The organism is Streptomyces sp. NBC_01445 (assembly GCF_035918235.1).
In the GTDB taxonomy this organism is placed as follows: Bacteria; Actinomycetota; Actinomycetes; order Streptomycetales; family Streptomycetaceae; genus Streptomyces.
This window is the reverse complement of sequence record NZ_CP109485.1, coordinates 4,512,899-4,530,697: the sequence shown is the minus strand read 5'-3', so window position 1 is coordinate 4,530,697 and position 17,799 is coordinate 4,512,899. Positions and strand designations below refer to the sequence as shown.

The following is a 17,799-nucleotide window of genomic DNA, read 5'->3' as shown; positions in this document are numbered from 1 at the left end:
GGGCGAATGTATTTCGTCACCGAAGTATTCGTCAACGAAGTATCGGGCATCAAAATATCTGGCACCGAAGGATCTGGCCGTAAACTGCCCCCATGGAACGCGACTGGACCGATGGGCACCTGGCGCGCTGGCTGCCGGTCATGCCGGACCTCGACCCGGACGTCGAGGGCGCGATCACGCGTGCCGGTGAGCTCACCCGGCATCTGCGCAGGATCCGTGAACAGGCCCTGGTCGACGTGGAGCTGGAGCGGTTCGAGTACGACACGCTGCACAAGCTCGCGGGGCGTGGCGGACGCGCGGCGCCCTCGGAACTCGCCTCGGACCTGGGCCTCGCCCCGGCCTCTGTCACGGGCCGCCTCGACGGCCTCGAACGCCGCGGCCTCGTCGTCCGTACGCCGTCCAGGACCGACCGGCGCCGGGTCGACGTGGAGCTGACCGAAGCGGGCCACGCGATCTGGCGCAAGGCGATGGACCGGCTCGGGGGCGAGGAGCACCGGGTGCTCGGCGCGCTCGACGCGAAGGAGCGCAAGCAGCTCTCGGATCTGCTGCGGCGGGTGATGGTGGCCGCCGAATCGGGCCCCGGCGGCCGCCGACCCTGACGGGCACGCCCCCAGAGACGTGAGCCCTGACGCCGCACCCCGCTCACTGGGCCGGTGCCGGCCTTGACGCCGTACCTCGCTCACTGGGCCGGCGTCAGCCTCACGCCGTACCCCGCCACTGGGCCGCGCCAGCCCTGACGCCGCGCCCCGCCCAATGGCCGGTGTCAGCCCTGACATCGCACCCCGCCCACTGGCCCGGCGTCAGCCTCACGCCGCACCCCGCCACTGGCCCGGCGTCAGCCCTGACGCCGCCGACGTCCGCTCGGCTGCTCCCGCCCCCGACGCCGCAGCGCCAGCAGTCCGCCGCCCGCGAGCATCGCGACCGCCGCCGAGCCGCCGAACGCCCAGTCGTCCGTGTGAGACGTGGCCGACGCGGCGACGGGGGCGCCCGCAGCGCCCACCGAGCCCGCCGCCCCCGCACCCGGCTTGGCCGCCGCCGCGCCCTTGGGCTGCTCGCTCAGCGGCGTGACCAGCGTGCCGACCGGATCCGCCTTGCCCACCGCCGAGAACCCCCAGTCGAGCAGCGCCGCCGTCTCCTCGTACACCGCCTCGTACCCCGACTTGGGGTGCATCACGGTGACGAGCAGGGTGCGCCCGCCGCGGGTCGCCGCGCCGGTGAACGTGTTGCCGGCGTGCGAGGTGTAGCCGTTCTTGACGCCGATGAGCCCCTGGTACGCGGCCACCCCCTGCCCGGTGAGGAGGCGGTCCGTGTTCTGGATCTGGAACGTCTTCTTGCCCCCGGCCGGGAAGTCGGCCGTCTTCGTGGCGCAGTAGCCGCGGAAGTCCTCGTTCTTGAGCCCGGCGCGCGCGAACAGCGTCAGGTCGTACGCCGACGACACCTGCCCCTTGTGGTCGAAGCCGTCGGGGCTGACCACATGCGTGTCGTTCGCCTGGAGGTCCTTCGCGCGGGCCTGCATCTGGCGGACGGTCTCGCCCACCCCGCCGTTCATGCTGGCGAGCACGTGCACCGCGTCGTTCCCGGAGCGCAGGAAGACGCCCTGCCACAGCTGCTCGACGGTGTACGAGGTCCCGGCCTGGACGCCGACGAGGCTGCTGCCGTACGGGATCCCGGCGAGATCCGCGGCGGTCACCTTGTGGACCGAGGCCCGCCCGAACTTCGGCAGGACCGTGTCCGCGAACAGCATCTTGAGCGTCGACGCCGGGGGCAGCGCGCGGTGCGCGTCGTACGAGGCGAGGACGTCGCCGCTGTCGTGGTCGGCGACGAGCCACGCCTGCGCGGCGAGCTTCGGCAGCCGGGGCGTGCCGGACGCCACCTGGACGCCGGACCTGCCGAGCCGCTCCCCGCCGACGGCGGAGACCGCGGCCGCGGCGCGCGGCCCTGGCAGGGTGACGGAGGCCGCGGCGCTGAGACCGAGGGCGAGCGCGGCGCGACGGCTGACGTGGTGCGATGAAGAGGAGCCGGGCATCAGACGACCGTACAAGCAGCGCATGAACCAAAGGTAAGAGCCCCCCGCCGGCCCTCCCGTCAGCCCCGCAGCCCCCCGAAGATCAGCCCGTCCCGTTCCCCGTCCCGTTCCCCTTCTCCCGCGCCGCCGTAGACGCCTCCGTCATCCCCGGCAGGAAGTCCGTGAACAGCTCGTGCACCTCGAGGACGAGCGGCCGCAGCACCCGGAACCGGGCGAGGGCGACCCCGCGCGTAGTCAGGCGTGCCCCCCGTTCGGCGAGGCGCCGGCTGCGCTCCCGGTCCTCGGAGCTGTCGAAGACCCAGTACAGGACGAGCCCCATCTGGGAGAGCCACATCAACTCCGGCAGGATCGCGGCGAGTTCGGCCGGAACCTTCGCCTTCGAACCGGCGAGCACCTCGCGGTGCACGTCGATCGCCGTCTCGCGGGCGTGCTCCGATTCGGGCGAGAAGGGGCTGAGCGGGCTGGTCGGGTCCGCGGCGGTCTTGAAGAACTGGGCCGCGAACTCGTGGTACGGCTCCGCGATCTCCAGCCAGGCGCGCAGCACCCCGGCGATGCGCTTCTCCAGGTCGCTCTCCCGGTCGAGCACGGGCCGTACGGCCGCCCGGTGCTCCGCGGAGATCTGATCGTAGAACCCCTGGATGAGGTGTTCCTTGCCCGCGAAGTAGTAGTACGCGTTGCCGACGGAGACCCCCGCCTCCTTCGCGATGGCCCGCATCGTCGTCTTGTCGTAGCCGCGCTCCCGGAACATCCGCATCGCGGTCTCCAGGATCAGCGCCCGCGTCTGCTCACTCTTGGCGGGACTCTTCGCGGGGCTCTCGGCCGCTGCCGGGCTGGGGGTCTCTTTCTCTGCTGGCACGCTCAGAGCCTAATCGGGCACGGGGCAGCCGCTGTCGCAGGCCGCGGGGCCGTAGTACGTCCAGCCGTCGACGCGGTCGTACACCCAGCCGTCCCCCCTGCGGTAGGCGCTGCCCCCGGCCTTCCTGACCTGCTGGTCCCGGTGCGCCTGGCGGTACTTGGCGGCGGCGAGGACCGCGGCGCGCGCGAGGCGGGCGCCGGCCGGGGTGCTGAATTTGTGGGACAGCGGCCGGTACTCGGACAGCGCCCACAGGGTGACGACCCAGGCGGCGGGCCCGCGGTAGATCTGGCCGCTGTCGCCGACGAGCGTGATCTCCGAGAGCGTGGAGATGTGGTCGATCCCGGGGCAGCGGCGCCGGGCTTCTTCGGACCCGGCCGGCACCAGGTCGAGCGGGACGAGCTGCCGCTGCCGGGCGAGCCAGTTCCGCAGGAATGTGCAGAGCGGGCACTGGGCGTCGTAGAGGAGGACGAGCCGGCGGACCGGGGCCCCCGTGGTGCCCCGGTCCGCGACCCCGCTCATCGCCGTCACGCCCCGGCCACCGGCGGCGCGGCCCAGCCCTGCGGGGGAACGGGCGGCTGCTGCTCCCGCTCCATGACCCCCCGCCGCCGGATCTTGTTGAGCACCCACACGTTCCCCAGGTGCATGACCCCCAGCACCAGGAGCACCACGCCGAGCTTCGTCGACAGGGCCTCGAAGATGCCGCGGGTGTCGGCGATGTCGTCGTCCCCGCTCAGGTAGAGCGCCACGAAGCCGAGGTTGACGAGGTAGAAGCCGACCACCAGCAGATGGTTGACGGCATCCGCGAGCTTCTCGTTCCCGTGCAGCACGTCGGCGAGGAAGACCCTTCCGTTACGGCTCAGGGTGCGCGCCACCCAGACGGTCAGGCTGATGCTGACGACGAGGTAGACGACGTATGCGATGACTGTGAGGTCCATTTCCCCACCCCTCCTTGAACGCGTTCAAAAACGCTGTCGAGAAGGACTGTAGACCTGTTTTTGAACATGTTCAAGCGAGGGTCGGCCGACGGGGATCGACGAGCCCGGCCATCAACTCCGCGCCAGTTCAGGCCGCTTGAGATAGTCCGTGAGGCCGATGACGTTGCCCCACGGATCCGCGAACTCCACGACGTAACCGGTGGAGGTGGAGAACGGCGGGTCGACCGGCGGAATCCCGGCCTCCGTCAGCGCGCGGGCCGCCGCCTTCGCGTCGCGCACCTCCAGCCATACGCGCGGCCCAGGCCACGAAGGAGGCCGGCGGTCGAAGTCCTCCTCCGCGCGCAGCAGTACGCCGGGCGTCTCCTTGCCGGCTTCGAGGAGGGCGATCCCGGCCTCGTCGAGGCGGAACTTCACGTGGAAGCCGGCCCGCTCGTAGAAGGAGACCGCCTCGCCGAGATCGCCGACGGGGAACAGCACGTTGTCGAAGCCGAGCAGCTCAAGCTCAAGTGACATACCGTCAGATTAGCCATGCTTCAGGCGAACGGGACGGTACATCGTCAGTGGCGGATACGTGGCGCGCCGGTCACGGAGGTCATCAGGCAGTACAGGGACGTCGTCGCGGTGATGAAGAGGATGTTGTTCTTGGGGCCGCCGAACGCGACGTTCGAGACGGGCTCCGGGACGTTGATGCGGCCGATCCGCGTGCCGTCCGGGTCGTAGCAGTGCACACCGCCGTGCATGGCGGCGGCCCACAGCCGTCCGCCGTCGTCGAAGCGGATGTTGTCGAAGCGGCCGTCGTCGCCGCTGGTCTCCGCGAAGACCTTGCCGTCACTCAGGCTCTCGCCGTCGTCCTGGACGTCGAAGACGCGGATGCATCCGGCCCGGGTGTCGGAGACGTACAACTGGCGCTCGTCGGGCGAGAAGACGAGGCCGTTCGGCGCCCCGAAGCCGTCGGCGACCTGGCGCACCTCGCCGGTGGCGGGGTCGATCCGGTAGACGTTGTTGGCGCCGATCTCGGACTCGGCGCGGAAGCCCTCGTAGTCGCTGGTGATCCCGAAGTCCGGGTCGGAGAACCAGATCGAGCCGTCCGAGCGGACCACCGCGTCGTTCGGGCTGTTGAGCCGCTTGCCCTCGAAGCGGTCGGCGAGGACGGTGATCCGGCCGTCGGCCTCGGTGCGGGTGACGCGGCGGCCGCCCTGTTCGGCGCTGATGAGGCGCCCCTCGCGGTCGAGGGTGTTGCCGTTGGTGTGTCCGGCGGGGGTGCGGAAGAGGCTGACCGCGCCGGTCGCCTCGTCCCAGCGCAGCAGGCGGTCGTTGGGGATGTCGCTCCAGATGAGCTGGCGCCAGGCGGGCAGGTAGACCGGGCCTTCGGCCCAACGGCTGCCGGTGTGCAGGGTGGTGAGGCTGTCGTCCCCGAAAGCGCACCGTCCGGTACGGAAGCGCTCGTCCAGAATCTCGTACACGCTGAGCTGGTTCTGGCCAGACATGGTTATCCCCCAGGAACTATAGACCGAATGACATCCTGTCGTATGGGACTATGGCAGAACGGGATACGGTTACGCCATGGTCGGCGGAGCGGGAGTGGGTCACAGTGGCAGTGGATGAGATCGACCGGAAGCTGGTCGCGCTGCTCCAGCGGGACGCGACGACGGCGTACGCGGCGCTCGGCAAGGAGGTCGGCCTCTCGGCGGGCGCGGCCCACGAGCGGGTGCGCAAGCTGCGCGAGCGGGGCGTGATCCGGCGGACGACCGTCGACGTGGACCCGGCCGCGCTCGGGCAGGGGGTGCTCGCGTTCGTGATGGTCGAGTCGTCGTCGTGGATGGGCGAGTCGGCCGGGGAGTTCGCCGCGATCCCTGAGATCCAGGAGGCGCACGTGATCGCCGGCAGCGCGTCGGTCCTGGTGAAGGTGCGAACGGAGACGACGCAGCAACTCCAGGACGTGCTCCGGCGGTTGTACGCGATCGAGGGCGTCAGCGGCACGCAGGCGACGGTGGCCCTGGAGACGTTCTTCGAGCGGCCGGTTGTCACGTGACGCGCCGAGGGCCCCGCCCCCGGTGCGAAACCGGGAGCGGGGCCCTCAGGGCTGTACGAGATGTACGACCGGGAAGGTCAGTAGCGTCGCGTGATCAGCGCGCGCTTGACTTCCTGGATCGCCTTGGTGACCTCGATACCGCGCGGGCAGGCGTCCGTGCAGTTGAACGTCGTGCGGCAACGCCACACGCCGTCCTTGTCGTTGAGGATCTCCAGGCGCTGCTCGCCCGCCTCGTCACGCGAGTCGAAGATGAAGCGGTGCGCGTTGACGATCGCGGCCGGGCCGAAGTACTGGCCGTCGTTCCAGAACACCGGGCACGAGGACGTGCACGCGGCGCACAGGATGCACTTGGTCGTGTCGTCGAAGCGCTCGCGGTCCTCGGCGGACTGCAGACGCTCGCGCGTCGGCTCGTTGCCCGTCGTGACCAGGAACGGCATGACGTCCCGGTAGGCCTGGAAGAACGGGTCCATGTCGACCACGAGGTCCTTGAGGACCGTGAGGCCCTTGATGGCCTCGACCGTGATCGGCTTCTCCGGGCTGATGTCCTTGATCAGCGTCTTGCAGGCCAGGCGGTTGCGGCCGTTGATGCGCATGGCATCCGAGCCGCAGATGCCGTGCGCGCAGGAGCGCCGGAAGGTCAGCGAGCCGTCGAGCTCCCACTTGATCTTGTGGAGGGCGTCGAGGACACGCTCCTTCGGATCGATGTCGAGCTGGAAGTCCTCCCAGACCGCGTCCGCGGAGACCTCCGGGTTGAACCGGCGGATGCGGAAGGTGACCGTGATGAGGTGCGAGCCGTTGTCCGCCTCGAGAGCCTCGAGCTTGTCCATGGTCGGGGTAGCCATCAGTACTTACGCTCCATCGGCTGGTAGCGGGTCTGGACGACCGGCTTGTAGTCCAGACGGATGGACTCGGAGCCGTCGTCGCCGACCTCGCGGTACGCCATGGTGTGGCGCATGAAGTTGACGTCGTCGCGGTTCGGGAAGTCCTCGCGGTAGTGGCCGCCGCGGGACTCCTTGCGCGCCAGGGCGGAGGTCGCCATGACCTCGGCCAGGTCGAGCAGGTTGCCCAGCTCGATGGCCTCCAGGAGGTCGGTGTTGAACCGCTTGCCCTTGTCCTGGATCGAGACGTTCCGGTACCGCTCGCGCAGCTCGGCGATCTTCTCGACGGCCGTCTTGATCGTCTGCTCGGTGCGGAACACCATCACGTTGGCGTCCATGCACTCCTGGAGCTCGTTGCGGATCACCGCGACGCGCTCCGTGCCCGTGGAGTTGCGCAGGCGCTCGACCTGCTCGACGACCATCGAAGCCGGGTCCTCGGGCAGCTCGACGTAGTCGGCCTTCTCGGAGTACTCGGCGGCCGCGATGCCCGCACGACGCCCGAAGACGTTGATGTCGAGCAGCGAGTTGGTGCCCAGGCGGTTGGCGCCGTGCACGGACACGCAGGCGACCTCGCCGGCGGCGTACAGGCCGGGGACGACGGTGGTGTTGTCCGACAGGACCTCACCCTCGACGTTCGTCGGGATGCCGCCCATGGCGTAGTGCGCGGTCGGCTGGATCGGGATCGGGTCCGTGTAGGGCTCGATGCCGAGGTACGTGCGCGCGAACTCCGTGATGTCCGGGAGCTTGGCGTCGAGCTGCTCCGGCGGGAGGTGCGTGAGGTCGAGGTAGACGTGGTCGCCCTCGGGACCGCAGCCGCGGCCCTCACGGATCTCCGTGTAGATGGAGCGGGACACGACGTCACGGGACGCGAGGTCCTTCATGACGGGCGCGTACTTCTCCATGAAGCGCTCGCCGTCCTTGTTACGGAGGATGCCGCCCTCACCGCGGGCGCCCTCCGTGAGAAGGATGCCCATGCGCCAGATGCCGGTCGGGTGGAACTGGAAGAACTCCATGTCCTCCAGCGGCAGACCGCGTCGGTAGCAGGCCGCCTGGCCGTCACCGGTCAGGGTGTGCGCGTTCGACGTCACCTTGAAGAACTTGCCGGTGCCGCCCGAGGCGTAGATGACCGACTTGGCCTGGAAGATGTGGATCTCGCCGGTCGCCAGCTCGTACGCGACGACACCGGCGGAGTGCTTGACGCCGTCGATCTCGGTGATGAGCTGGTCCAGGACGTAGAACTCGTTGAAGAACTCCACGCCCTCCTTCACGCAGTTCTGATACAGCGTCTGAAGGATCATGTGGCCGGTGCGGTCCGCGGCGTAGCAGGACCGGCGGACCGGGGCCTCGCCGTGGTTGCGCGAGTGGCCGCCGAAGCGGCGCTGGTCGATGGTGCCGTCCGGGGTGCGGTTGAACGGCAGGCCCATCTTCTCCAGGTCGAGGACGGAGTCGATGGCCTCCTTCGCGAGGATCTCGGCGGCGTCCTGGTCGACCAGGTAGTCACCGCCCTTGATCGTGTCGAAGGTGTGCCACTCCCAGTTGTCCTCCTCCACGTTGGCGAGCGCGGCGGCCATGCCGCCCTGCGCCGCGCCCGTGTGGGAACGGGTGGGGTAGAGCTTCGTCAGGACCGCGGTGCGGCTGCGCTTCGTCGACTCGATGGCCGCGCGCATGCCCGCGCCGCCGGCGCCGACGATGACGGTGTCGTACTTGTGGATCTTCATGAGTGGTTGCCTCAGCCCCGTGCCTATCGGATGTTCGGGTCGAAGGTGAAGATCACCAGCGTGCCCAGCAGGATCGTGAACACCGTGGCGGTGTACAGGAGGCCCTTCAGCCACAGGCGCGTGTTCGGGCGCTCGGCGTAGTCGTTGATGACCGTGCGCAGGCCGTTCGCGCCGTGCAGCATCGCGAGCCACAGCATCAGGAGGTCCCAGCCCTGCCAGAACGGCGAGGCCCAGCGGCCCGCGACGAACGCGAAGCCGATCTTGCTCACGCCGCCGTCGAGGACGAGCTGGATGAGCAGGTGGCCGAGGACCAGGACGACGAGGACGACGCCGGACAGGCGCATGAAGAGCCATGCGGCCATCTCGAAGTTGCCGCGCGTCGAGCGCGGGGTCCTCGAGGTGCGCTTGCGGGGGGCCTCGATGAAGGGCGCCGGGTTGTCGACGTCATAGACGGCGACGCCCTCGACGGGTCCGACGCCGGGCGTCTTCGCAGGGGTGGTGTCAGCAGACATGTCTGGCGTCAGCTCCCGAAGAGTTCACGGACGGCGTGGCCGAGGACCGGGTACAGCGCGCCCACCATCAGCACGACCCAGATGCCGACGACGGTCCAGAGCATCTGCTTCTGGTAGCGCGGGCCCTTCGACCAGAAGTCGACGGCGATGACACGCAGGCCGTTGAGCGCGTGGAAGAGGATGGCGGCGACGAGGCCGTACTCGAGGAGAGCGACGATCGGCGTCTTGTAGGTGGAAACGACGTCGTCGTACGACTCGGGGGAGACGCGGACGAGAGCGGTGTCCAGGACGTGTACGAACAGGAAGAAGAAAATGAGGACACCGGTGACTCGATGAGCCACCCACGACCACATGCCTTCCCGGCCGCGGTACAGCGTTCCAGCCGGCACGGAAGAACCCTCCGGGAGCGGGGATTGGGGCCGCGCCGGCTTCTCTGTCGGTCGGGCCCGGCCGGGTACGGTCCACCGGCCGCTCGTCATCGTATCGACGAGTTGTCGGCTCGCTCGCCCGGGGGCCGCCGGTGTGATCAAACAGGCAATCAAACAGCCACGTACGGGCTATCGGACGCGCTGTCGGGGCGCCCGGAATCCGCTGGTTCCTGCGGGTCTATCGCTTCCTGGGGCTCTGTCCGGGCATCGAGCGACCGTACGAGCCGGGCGAGTCGTCCCCGGGCGAGTCGTCGCAGCTCGTCCCAGGACAGGACGCGCTCCTCCTCGGGATCGTTGCCAAGGCGTGACCGGATTCCGGCCAGGAGCTGGTCCAGGGCCTCGTCGGGCCCGTAGCCGTCGAGGCAGATGACGAACGCGTGACCGAAGCGGCTCTCGTACGCGCTGTGCGCGGCGCCGAGCGCGGTGTGCGCGACGGAGTACGAGCGGTGCGGGGTCAGGGGGAGCGACTCGCGGGACAGGGCCTCGTCGAGGTCGGCGGGCGCGAAGTCGTAGACCGCCTCGTCGGCGGCGGCGAGCAGGGCGTCGAGGTCCGGGTAAGGCCGGTGGGCGACGAGGCGACGGGCCCAGTGGAGTGATCCGCAGCAGGTCAGGAGCGCGCGCTCGGCCTCGGTCGCGGGCAGCGTGTTGAACCGCGTCAGGCCGTGCGGGGACGACTGCGGCGGCGACGCATGCCCTGGTGAGCACTGCACCGGTATGGCGGCATGCCCGGGGAGGCGGGAGAAACGGTGCGAAGGCAGCGTGCGCTCCTCGGCGAGACGTGGGACGTGACTGGGCTGACACTGGGACGAGACGTCAGTCAGGAGTGTCACGGGACATGTGGTGAGGGTGTGACGGATGTGCGTACACGCTAGCGATCCGGGCTTGGAGCTGTCTGGCGGATGCACCGATTTCACCCGGACGGGAGAGTTTGGGGGCGTGTGGTGGACGGGAGGTCGGGGGAGCGGGGCCTTACGGTCGCCTCCTAGGACGCGGAATTCGATCTCGAGGTTGCTGTCGAAACCGGAGGGCGGTCACTGATGGGCACGCGGAGTCGATCGACGGTCGGCGCGGGAGTCGTCACGGCGGGGACGGTCGCGCTGACCATGGTCCTCGTCGGCTGCGCCGGGGACGGGGGCGGCACAAGCGCCACCCGTGCCGGGCGCCCCTCCGACGGAAAGTCCGCGTCCCCCACCTCCGACTCGGCCCAGACCTCGGCGGAGCCCTCGCCCTCGAAGTCGTACGCCCTGTCGAAAACCCCGCAGACCATCCCCTCCGTGCGCGAGCACGCGGCGGCGCGCGGGCCCGGGTGGCGCCCCACCGGCGGCCGGGTCGTCATCGGGGACGCGAAGCTCTCCGACGAGGGCAAGCTCATCGCCGACGAGCTGAAGCTGAAGTACGCGGGCAAGGTCAAGGCCGGCGCCGGTGACGTGGAGCTGGCGCTCGGCGGGAGCGGCAACCCGGAGTCGTACACGATGACCGTGAAGGACGGCCGGGTGCGGATCGTGGGGCCGGGTGACGCGGGTGTCTTCTACGGCACGCGCACGCTCAAGCAGGAGGTGCACGGCGGGGGGACCGCGCCGGAGGGCGTGGTGAAGGATGCGCCGGCGAAGCCGCAGCGCGGATTCATGCTGGACATCGCGCGCAAGCCCTTCACGGTCGGATGGATCAAGGAACAGATCCGGGAGATCGGCGACCTGAAGTACAACCAGTTCGGTCTGCACTTCTCCGACGACCAGGCCTTCCGCATCCAGTCGGACTCGCACCCCGAGATCGTCTCGCCCGACCACCTCACCAAGGCGCAGGTCCGCGAGATCGTCTCGCTCGCCGCCGAGCGGCACATCACCGTGATCCCCGAGATCGACTCGCCCGGACACCTCGGCGCCGTGATCGCGGCGCACCCCGAGCTCCAGCTGCGGAACACGGCAGGTGTCGCGACGCGCGGCGCCGTCGACATCTCGAACCCCGAGTCGGCGAAGATCGTCGACGATCTGCTGCGTGAGTACGCTCCCCTCTTCCCGGGCGCGTTCTGGCACCTGGGCGGCGACGAGTACCAGGCCCTGACGGTGAAGAACCCCGAGGCGTCCTTCCCGCAGCTCGCGGCCGCCGCCCAGAAGAAGTACGGGGCGAACGCGACGGTCGAGGACCTCACGACGGGCTGGCTGAACGACCGGGTCGCCACGATGAAGCCGTTCGACCGCTCCCTCAAGGCGTGGAACGACGGGTTCTTCCGGGGCGGTGTCGTCAAGGCCGACAAGAGCCTGGAGGTCGCCTACTGGACGGGCAAGGAGATCGGGGCGCGCCCGCCGGAGGAGTACCTGGCCGAGGGCCGCAAGATGACCAACTACAACGACGAGTTCCTCTACTACGTCCTCGGTCAGCCCAACAACTTCGTGTACCCGACCGGGCAGCGGATCTACGAGAGCTGGACGCCGCTCGTCGTGCGCGGCACGACGCCGGTGCCCGCGAGGTACGACAGCCAGATCCTGGGCGGCACGTTCGCCGTGTGGTGCGACCTGGCGAACTCGCAGACGGAGGCGCAGGTCGCGCAGGGCATCCGCATGCCGCTGCGGGCCACGATCCAGAAGCTCTGGTATCCGGGCAAACCGCCGCTCACGTGGCCGCAGTTCGTGGCGCTCGCGAACCGGCTGGGATCCTGAGCGGCTAAGCAGTGGACAGCGCGGTGGCCTGAACCGTATGTTCCGCTGGCCGGTGATCGACGCGCTCTGGGGAGATGCGCGCGACCGGCTCACCGTGAACCCGTGGGGGGTCCGTCGTGTCCAAAAGTACTTTTCCTGTGCTCAAGTCGCCGGTCGGCGTCTCGAAGGCTGTCGTCGTCCTGCTGGGGGTGACGGCCGCGATCGACCTGTTCGCGCTGTGGGTGGGGTTCGAGCAGCGCAGTCTCGCGGCGGACTTCGTGGCCGGGCGCTTCTCGGCGGGCAGTGATGCGGACGCCGACCGCATCGACTCGCTGTACTCGGCGGCGGCCGTCGCACAGCTGTGTGCCATGGTGGCGACCGCGGTCGTCTTCATCGTGTGGTTCCGGCGGGTGCGCATCAACGCCGAGGTGTTCCGGCCCGACGGGCACAGCAGGTCGCGCGGCTGGGCCTCCTGGGGCTGGTTCGTGCCCGTCATGAACCTGTGGGCGCCGCGCCAGGTCGCCACCGACACCTGGGACGCCAGCGTTCCGGAGGCCGACCTGATCCCGCGGAAGTACTCGCGCAAGGTCATCAACAGCTGGTGGTCGCTGTGGCTGGTGAGCAATGTCATCGGCCGCCTCGCGGGCAGCCAGTACGACAAGGCCGAAAGCATCGGCGAGATCAAGACGGCCACCGAGATGCTGATGCTCTCCGACGCGCTCGACATCGCTGCCGCCGTCGCCGCCATCATGTTCGTCCGCGCCCTGACCCGCATGCAGGACGAGAAGGCTCTGCGCGGGCCCGCGATGGCGCCGTTCCCTGCCTGAATCGCCGGATCTGTGTTTTCGGTGGCGGAGCCACGTACGGCTGTGGTGTATTCGGCCCGAGCCGAGATCAGCCGCTTTCGAAGGCACCGGGGGGACACCGGCATGGGTTACTGGGGCTATTACGTCGTGGCCAGGAGTCAGCGGCCGCTCGCCGAGCTCGACGCGCTGGGCGGGGCGCGCGACGGGCTCACGCTCCTGGAGCGGCGGGCCGACGGCTGGCAGGTCTGGGAGTGCCCGGACGGCGGGGACCGGCGCCACGACGTCGGCAGCATGAACGCGCTGGCCACCGAGACCGGCGCGCCCGCCCTGTTCGGCTACGTCATGGACAGCGACTGCGTCGTCATCGAGGCGGCCGCGCCGGAGAGCGGCGCGTGGACCACGTGTCTGGCGCGCGATGCCATGGCCGGATATCTCTCCGCGGACGAACTGACCCTGGAGGACTACTTCCTGGAGCCCGCGGACGCCGCGCGGCGCGCGGTCGCGTGGGCGCAGGAGTGCGGCCGCACCGTCGAGCAGGGTCCGCTCGCCGACGTCCTGGGCCAGGACCCCGACCCGTTCGCCGAGCCGCTCTTCTTCCGCTTCCTGGACCGGCTCGGCGTCGCACCGCTGTGACGTTCCTGCGCCCCGGCACGCAGTAGAGCCCAGTAGAGACGAAATGCCGGGTCGGCAGGGAAAGGGCGTACTTCATGAGCCTGGTGGAGCTGATCGCGCAGGCCGACGAGCGGGGTCTCGCGGCCAGCGGTCTCGCCTGCCTCGACCGCTGTGTGCCGCTGCTGGGCGCCGAGGACGACGAGGCGCTGCGCCCGCTGTGGGCAAGCCTCGCCGAGGGCGGTCCGGAGTGGGGCGAGTGCCTGGCGAAGGCGCGGGCCGCGTTCCCGGCCGGGCCGGACGCCGACGCGGACGAGGCGTCCGGGCTCGCCCGGCGCATGCTGGCCGCCGTGCCGGACACCCCGTCGGCGCCCGCGCTGCGCGAGTGGGCCGACGCCTGCTCGGTCGGCGCGCTCCAGATCCACCGCATGCTGGACACGATGGAGGACGGCGCGGGCTCGGTACGGTCCCGGCGCGAGGGCCGCACGGACGGCATGTCCCCGCTGGTGGCGGCCGAGCTTCGGCGTCAGGTCAGGATCCTTGAGCTGCTCGCGGGCCGTGGCACGGGCGGCCTGCGCCAGGCGCTCGACGTGTCGACGGAGGGCCGGCGCATCCTGCGGGCCGTCGTGTCGCGGCGGGCGCGGGGCCGCGTCTGATGCACGGGATCTCCGGGCCCTCCCCGCGGGCGCGGGCGGCGCTCGCGCTACCGGTCGTGGCGGCACTCGTCGCGCTGGCCGCGCACCGGGGCATGCCGGACGATCCGACGGGCCGACTCCACGTCGTCCCAGGGGTGTTGAAGGATGTCGCGCTGCCCGACGGCAGCACGGCGGCGCTGGCCGGGTGCGGTGCGCCCGGGACTGCGAGGCCCGCGCCACGCGGCGAGGGCGAGCAGGCGCCCGCGCCCGCGCTCGTGCTCACCTCTTACGGGTACTCGCGTTCGGGCCCGGACTTCGACGGGCCGTATGCCTTCACGGTCAGCGCGGTCATCGACCCGGGGCGCGGCCGCTGACGCTGGCCGCGCCCCGTGGGCGGGCGGCGGATCACGGTCGACGTGTACGGGCCGCACGGTGAGGGCCGTATCGCGTCGGCTCGCGGGCTGACGGCGCAGGTGACGAAGGGGGCGAAGCGGCGGCCTGTCCCGCCGACTTCGGGCGGCTACCGCTTCACGGACATCGGGAACCTGGATCTGGAGATCGAGCTGCCCGAACGGGCGGTCTGCCCGGGACATACGCGGGCGGACATCGGCAGCTGCGCGCCCTCGCACACGAACCGGATCGAGGACTGTCCCGTCGTCTCGGTCACACTCACCGACGAGGCGGTCCGTGCGCAGCGCGCGCTGGTCGAGGGGGTCAAGAGCCCCAAGCGGTTCAGCGACCGGCTCGTGGCGGTGTCGTTCGAGGAGAACACCGCCGGAGTCTGAGCACACGGATCCGACGACACGGACCCGAACGGAACCGGGCCCGGCCGCCCCCTCCTGCGGTCGGGTCCAATTCCGTGGAAGGTAGTGAGTAGCCCATTCGGGCGTGGCGGCGCAAGTGCGGGCACAAAGCGGACGTGACCGTCGGGGGCCGAAACGGCTCTCGCCGCGCGGTTGCCCGAGAGTGTCGGGAGCCGCGCGGCGAGAGGTTCTACAGGACAGTCCTACGGCGCCAGCGTGGTGCCCAGGTGGTTGCCCGTCGCGGTGCCGAGCTGTGTCAGTCCGTAGTACTTGGACGTCGACAGGCCGAGCCCCGTGCTATTGCTCGGGACGTACAGGAGTGTGCCGTTGCCCGCGTCCTCGCCCGCGGCGCCGATCACCAGGTCCGCGCGGCCGAAGCCGGTCAGGTCGGTGAGGGAGACGGCGGAGCCCAGATTGTCGTTGGTCTCCGTCGAGCCGGGGACACCGGGCTCGTCCTGCGATACGGCGATGGCGCCGGTGCCGGTGAGGCCGGTCGACGAGCCCTTGAACAGCAGCGACGTACCCGCGTTGGAACGGTTGCTGGTGCGGGTGATGTCCTCGTTCGGGGCGCCGGCCAGGACGTCCGCGTAGCCGTCGGCGTTGTAGTCGCCGACCGCGACGGAGCTGCCGAGGGCGTCGCCGGACTCGGCCGCGCCCGGGACACCGCTGGTGGCCTGGTGGATCGTCTTGGCGCCCGTGGCGGTGAGGCCGCCGGGCGTCGTGGACGTGATCTTCGAGCCGTAGACCGCGGTGACCTGGCCGCCCGCGTAGGCGCCGGACTCGGCGGTGTAGGGCTGGCCGATGACGATGTCGTCGACGCTGTCGCCGTTGAGGTCGCCGGAGGCGATGGAGCGGCCGCCCTTGACCGAGAGCGTGCCGGCCTTGGTCAGGCCGTTCCTGCCGCCCTTGAACCAGACGACCCGGCCGACGGAGGTCGAGTCGCGGTAGTTGAGCGCGACGTCCGCGTAGCCGTCCTTGTTGAAGTCGCCGCTGGTGGCGTCCTCGTAGGAGAGGGCCGTGTCACCGCTGGTGATGTTGGAGCTGCTCTCCTGGCCCTCGGCGTAGCGCGCGGTCCAGGTGCCGCCGGTACCGGTGGAGGACGCGAAGACGTCCGCCTTGCCGTCGGCGTTGAAGTCGCCGACTGCCACGGCGGAGCCGTACTTGGCGCCGTTGGCGTAGAAGCCCTCGTCGAGGTTCATCTGCGCGCCGGTGGTGAAGGCGGGGCCGTACAGGATGGTGACGGCGCCGCGGTCGGCGTGCGAGGAGGTGTCGTTCTCGCCGGGCTGGCCGATCGCGAGGTCGGCGTAGCCGTCGCCGTTGATGTCGCCGGTGGCCACGGCGGCGCCCCACTGGTCACCGGTCTCACCGGTGCCGGGCACGCCCGGGCTGGACTGCGTGAGCGAGATCTTCTTGGCGCTGTCGGGGCCGCTCGCGCCGCCCGGCACGACGACGACGCGGCCGCCGCTGGAGGCGCTGGGCAGGCCGGTGACGAGGTCGCTGATGCCGTCGCGGTTCACGTCGGCGGTGGGGATGGCGGAGCTGCGGCCCGCGCCGGCGGCGAAGGAGCGGATCGTGCCGAGCCGGTCCTCGAGCTGCTTGCCCGGGCACTCGGTGGCGTACGCGTCCTGGTGGCCGGAGACGGTGCGCAGGGTCGCGGTCTGGCCGGTCTTGTAGACGCCGGTGTCAGCGGCGGCGACGAGGTTCACCGAGCCGTTCGGGTCGACGCCGTACTGGCCGAGCTTGTACGCGGCGATGCGTGCGGCGGACTCCATCGCGGCCCGTGAGGGCTTGGAGTCCACGAAGTTGCCGAGGATCGCGATGCCGGTCGAGTACGAGTTGAAGCCGTACGTGTGCGCGCCGAGGACGGGCTCGTCGATGCCGCCCTCGCGGCCCTCGAATATCTGTCCGCACTTGTCGACCAGGAAGTTGTAGCCGATGTCCTTCCAGCCGTTGCCGTCCGGCTCCGGCTTCACGTGGTACGCGTAGTCGGCACGGATCAGCTTGGCCGAGTCGGCGCAGCTGTAGTTGTTCGCGTCCACGGTGTGGTGGATGAACGCGGCCTGGACCTTGTCGATGTACTCCGGCGGGCTGTAGTTGACCGCGAGAGAGGTGTCCGGCTTCCACTCCGACCGCATGATGATCGGCGGCTGCTTCACCGTGGAGGGCGGGGCCGGGGGCTTGGTGGGCGTCGGCGACGGGCTGGGGCTCGCGCTCGCCGAGGCGGAGTCCGACGGGCTCGGGGAGCCGGCCGGAGCCGAGTCACTGGGCGACGCCGAAGGCGAGGGGCTCTCCGTGGCGGAGTCCGAGGGAGACGGCGAGGGGGACTCGTCGAGGTCGGTGGTGTACGCCGCGTTCTGCGGCCCACCGGAGGCGACGGATGCCTTCGCTTCCTTGGCCTCCTTCGAGGTGACGCCCGGGTCGACCATCGCCAGGGTGAGCCCCTTGGGCAGCGCGGTCGACGACCCGTCGGCGGCGACCACGCGGGCCTCGACGCCGTCCGAGGGCCCGACCCACCGGGACTCGGACATGCCCCGCACGCCGTTCTTGCTCTCGGCGGTGTCGGGGTCGGGCAGGTGCGAGTCCGTGTTCACGGACACCCAGTCGGTCCACTTCCCGGTCACGCTGCTGCGCGTGCGGACCTGGGCGGTGCCCTTGAGCTCGGCGCTCTGCTTGTCCCAGGTCACCCCGACCAGAGAGAACGGCTCCGTGCCGGTGCGCGGGAGTTCCCGCTTGGTGCTGCCGTCGGCCTTCAGTTCGGCGGAGCGCACCTTGACCGGCCGCGGAGTCGTCGCGGAGGGGCCGGAGCCGCCGGACGCCTCCGGGCTGGCGACGGCGTACGTCACCACGCCCGCGCCACCGAGGACGACGGCCCCCACCGTCACCCAGGCCCTGCGCTTGAGACTCAGCGGTTTGTACGCATGTGAT

20 protein-coding genes are annotated in these 17,799 nt (G+C 70.3%); 8 read left to right on the top strand and 12 right to left on the bottom strand.

The window, feature by feature from the left end:
* Nucleotides 1–92: 92 nt before the first annotated feature.
* Entirely contained in the window at nucleotides 93–599 is a 507-nt protein-coding gene (locus OG574_RS20555; protein ID WP_100594768.1) for a MarR family winged helix-turn-helix transcriptional regulator, read from the top strand.
* 236 nt (nucleotides 600–835) lie between these two features.
* On the opposite strand, the gene OG574_RS20550 is transcribed toward OG574_RS20555, so the two are convergent.
* The 6 genes from OG574_RS20550 to OG574_RS20525 all read right to left on the bottom strand — a co-directional run bounded on the left by OG574_RS20550 (nucleotide 836) and on the right by OG574_RS20525 (nucleotide 5,304).
* Nucleotides 836–2,026, bottom strand: coding sequence for a D-alanyl-D-alanine carboxypeptidase family protein (locus OG574_RS20550; RefSeq protein WP_326774429.1), 1,191 nt, complete (start codon nucleotides 2,024–2,026; stop codon nucleotides 836–838).
* Nucleotides 2,027–2,108: 82 nt separating this feature from the next.
* Nucleotides 2,109–2,780, bottom strand: a complete 672-nt coding sequence (locus OG574_RS20545) for a TetR/AcrR family transcriptional regulator (protein ID WP_326778556.1) — start codon at nucleotides 2,778–2,780, stop codon at nucleotides 2,109–2,111.
* Nucleotides 2,781–2,891: 111 nt separating this feature from the next.
* A complete protein-coding gene (locus tag OG574_RS20540; protein WP_326778555.1) occupies nucleotides 2,892–3,401 on the bottom strand; it encodes a thiol-disulfide oxidoreductase DCC family protein in 510 nt (169 codons plus the stop codon).
* Between the two features lie 5 nt (nucleotides 3,402–3,406).
* Complete coding sequence (locus OG574_RS20535; protein ID WP_326774428.1) at nucleotides 3,407–3,817, bottom strand: hypothetical protein; 411 nt, start codon at nucleotides 3,815–3,817, stop codon at nucleotides 3,407–3,409.
* A 111-nt stretch (nucleotides 3,818–3,928) separates the two neighbouring features.
* Entirely contained in the window at nucleotides 3,929–4,330 is a 402-nt protein-coding gene (locus OG574_RS20530) for a VOC family protein (RefSeq protein ID WP_326774427.1), read from the bottom strand.
* 44 nt (nucleotides 4,331–4,374) lie between these two features.
* The gene (locus OG574_RS20525) at nucleotides 4,375–5,304 is read right to left on the bottom strand and encodes an SMP-30/gluconolactonase/LRE family protein (RefSeq protein ID WP_326774426.1); all 930 of its coding nucleotides are present in this window, start codon (nucleotides 5,302–5,304) and stop codon (nucleotides 4,375–4,377) included.
* A gap of 110 nt (nucleotides 5,305–5,414) precedes the next feature.
* On the opposite strand from OG574_RS20525, the gene OG574_RS20520 reads away from it, so the two are divergent.
* Nucleotides 5,415–5,849, top strand: a complete 435-nt coding sequence (locus OG574_RS20520; RefSeq protein WP_100594762.1) for an Lrp/AsnC family transcriptional regulator — start codon at nucleotides 5,415–5,417, stop codon at nucleotides 5,847–5,849.
* 77 nt (nucleotides 5,850–5,926) lie between these two features.
* Here the strand turns inward: OG574_RS20520 and OG574_RS20515 are convergent, their stop codons facing one another.
* The 5 genes from OG574_RS20515 to OG574_RS20495 form a co-directional block, all read right to left on the bottom strand.
* Nucleotides 5,927–6,691: a succinate dehydrogenase iron-sulfur subunit gene (locus tag OG574_RS20515; protein WP_116510811.1), complete on the bottom strand. Its 765-nt coding sequence runs from the start codon at nucleotides 6,689–6,691 to the stop codon at nucleotides 5,927–5,929.
* Complete coding sequence (gene sdhA / locus OG574_RS20510) at nucleotides 6,691–8,445, bottom strand: succinate dehydrogenase flavoprotein subunit (protein ID WP_326774425.1); 1,755 nt, start codon at nucleotides 8,443–8,445, stop codon at nucleotides 6,691–6,693. The genes OG574_RS20515 and sdhA overlap by 1 nt, the downstream gene beginning before the upstream one ends.
* A 23-nt stretch (nucleotides 8,446–8,468) precedes the next feature.
* On the bottom strand, nucleotides 8,469–8,957 hold the full coding sequence (locus OG574_RS20505) for a succinate dehydrogenase hydrophobic membrane anchor subunit (protein WP_326774424.1): 489 nt from the start codon (nucleotides 8,955–8,957) through the stop codon (nucleotides 8,469–8,471).
* An 8-nt stretch (nucleotides 8,958–8,965) separates the two neighbouring features.
* Complete coding sequence (gene sdhC / locus OG574_RS20500; RefSeq protein ID WP_100594758.1) at nucleotides 8,966–9,346, bottom strand: succinate dehydrogenase, cytochrome b556 subunit; 381 nt, start codon at nucleotides 9,344–9,346, stop codon at nucleotides 8,966–8,968.
* Nucleotides 9,347–9,495: 149 nt separating this feature from the next.
* Nucleotides 9,496–10,095, bottom strand: a complete 600-nt coding sequence (locus OG574_RS20495; RefSeq protein ID WP_326778554.1) for a 2-oxo-4-hydroxy-4-carboxy-5-ureidoimidazoline decarboxylase — start codon at nucleotides 10,093–10,095, stop codon at nucleotides 9,496–9,498.
* A gap of 327 nt (nucleotides 10,096–10,422) precedes the next feature.
* Here OG574_RS20495 and OG574_RS20490 point away from each other — a divergent pair, with 327 nt between their 5' ends.
* The 6 genes from OG574_RS20490 to OG574_RS20465 all read left to right on the top strand — a co-directional run bounded on the left by OG574_RS20490 (nucleotide 10,423) and on the right by OG574_RS20465 (nucleotide 14,856).
* On the top strand, nucleotides 10,423–12,042 hold the full coding sequence (locus OG574_RS20490; RefSeq protein WP_326774423.1) for a beta-N-acetylhexosaminidase: 1,620 nt from the start codon (nucleotides 10,423–10,425) through the stop codon (nucleotides 12,040–12,042).
* Nucleotides 12,043–12,158: 116 nt separating this feature from the next.
* Nucleotides 12,159–12,848, top strand: coding sequence for a DUF4328 domain-containing protein (locus tag OG574_RS20485; RefSeq protein ID WP_326774422.1), 690 nt, complete (start codon nucleotides 12,159–12,161; stop codon nucleotides 12,846–12,848).
* Between the two features lie 102 nt (nucleotides 12,849–12,950).
* Complete coding sequence (locus OG574_RS20480; protein ID WP_100594755.1) at nucleotides 12,951–13,460, top strand: hypothetical protein; 510 nt, start codon at nucleotides 12,951–12,953, stop codon at nucleotides 13,458–13,460.
* Between the two features lie 74 nt (nucleotides 13,461–13,534).
* Nucleotides 13,535–14,092: a hypothetical protein gene (locus OG574_RS20475; protein ID WP_326774421.1), complete on the top strand. Its 558-nt coding sequence runs from the start codon at nucleotides 13,535–13,537 to the stop codon at nucleotides 14,090–14,092.
* A complete protein-coding gene (locus OG574_RS20470) occupies nucleotides 14,092–14,445 on the top strand; it encodes a hypothetical protein (protein WP_326774420.1) in 354 nt (117 codons plus the stop codon). The genes OG574_RS20475 and OG574_RS20470 overlap by 1 nt, the downstream gene beginning before the upstream one ends.
* Before the next feature lie 15 nt (nucleotides 14,446–14,460).
* A complete protein-coding gene (locus OG574_RS20465; RefSeq protein WP_326774419.1) occupies nucleotides 14,461–14,856 on the top strand; it encodes a hypothetical protein in 396 nt (131 codons plus the stop codon).
* Between the two features lie 221 nt (nucleotides 14,857–15,077).
* On the opposite strand, the gene OG574_RS20460 is transcribed toward OG574_RS20465, so the two are convergent.
* Nucleotides 15,078–17,756 (bottom strand): FG-GAP-like repeat-containing protein, encoded by a 2,679-nt coding sequence (locus tag OG574_RS20460; RefSeq protein ID WP_326774418.1) that lies wholly within the window; start codon nucleotides 17,754–17,756, stop codon nucleotides 15,078–15,080.
* Nucleotides 17,757–17,799: the final 43 nt, after the last annotated feature.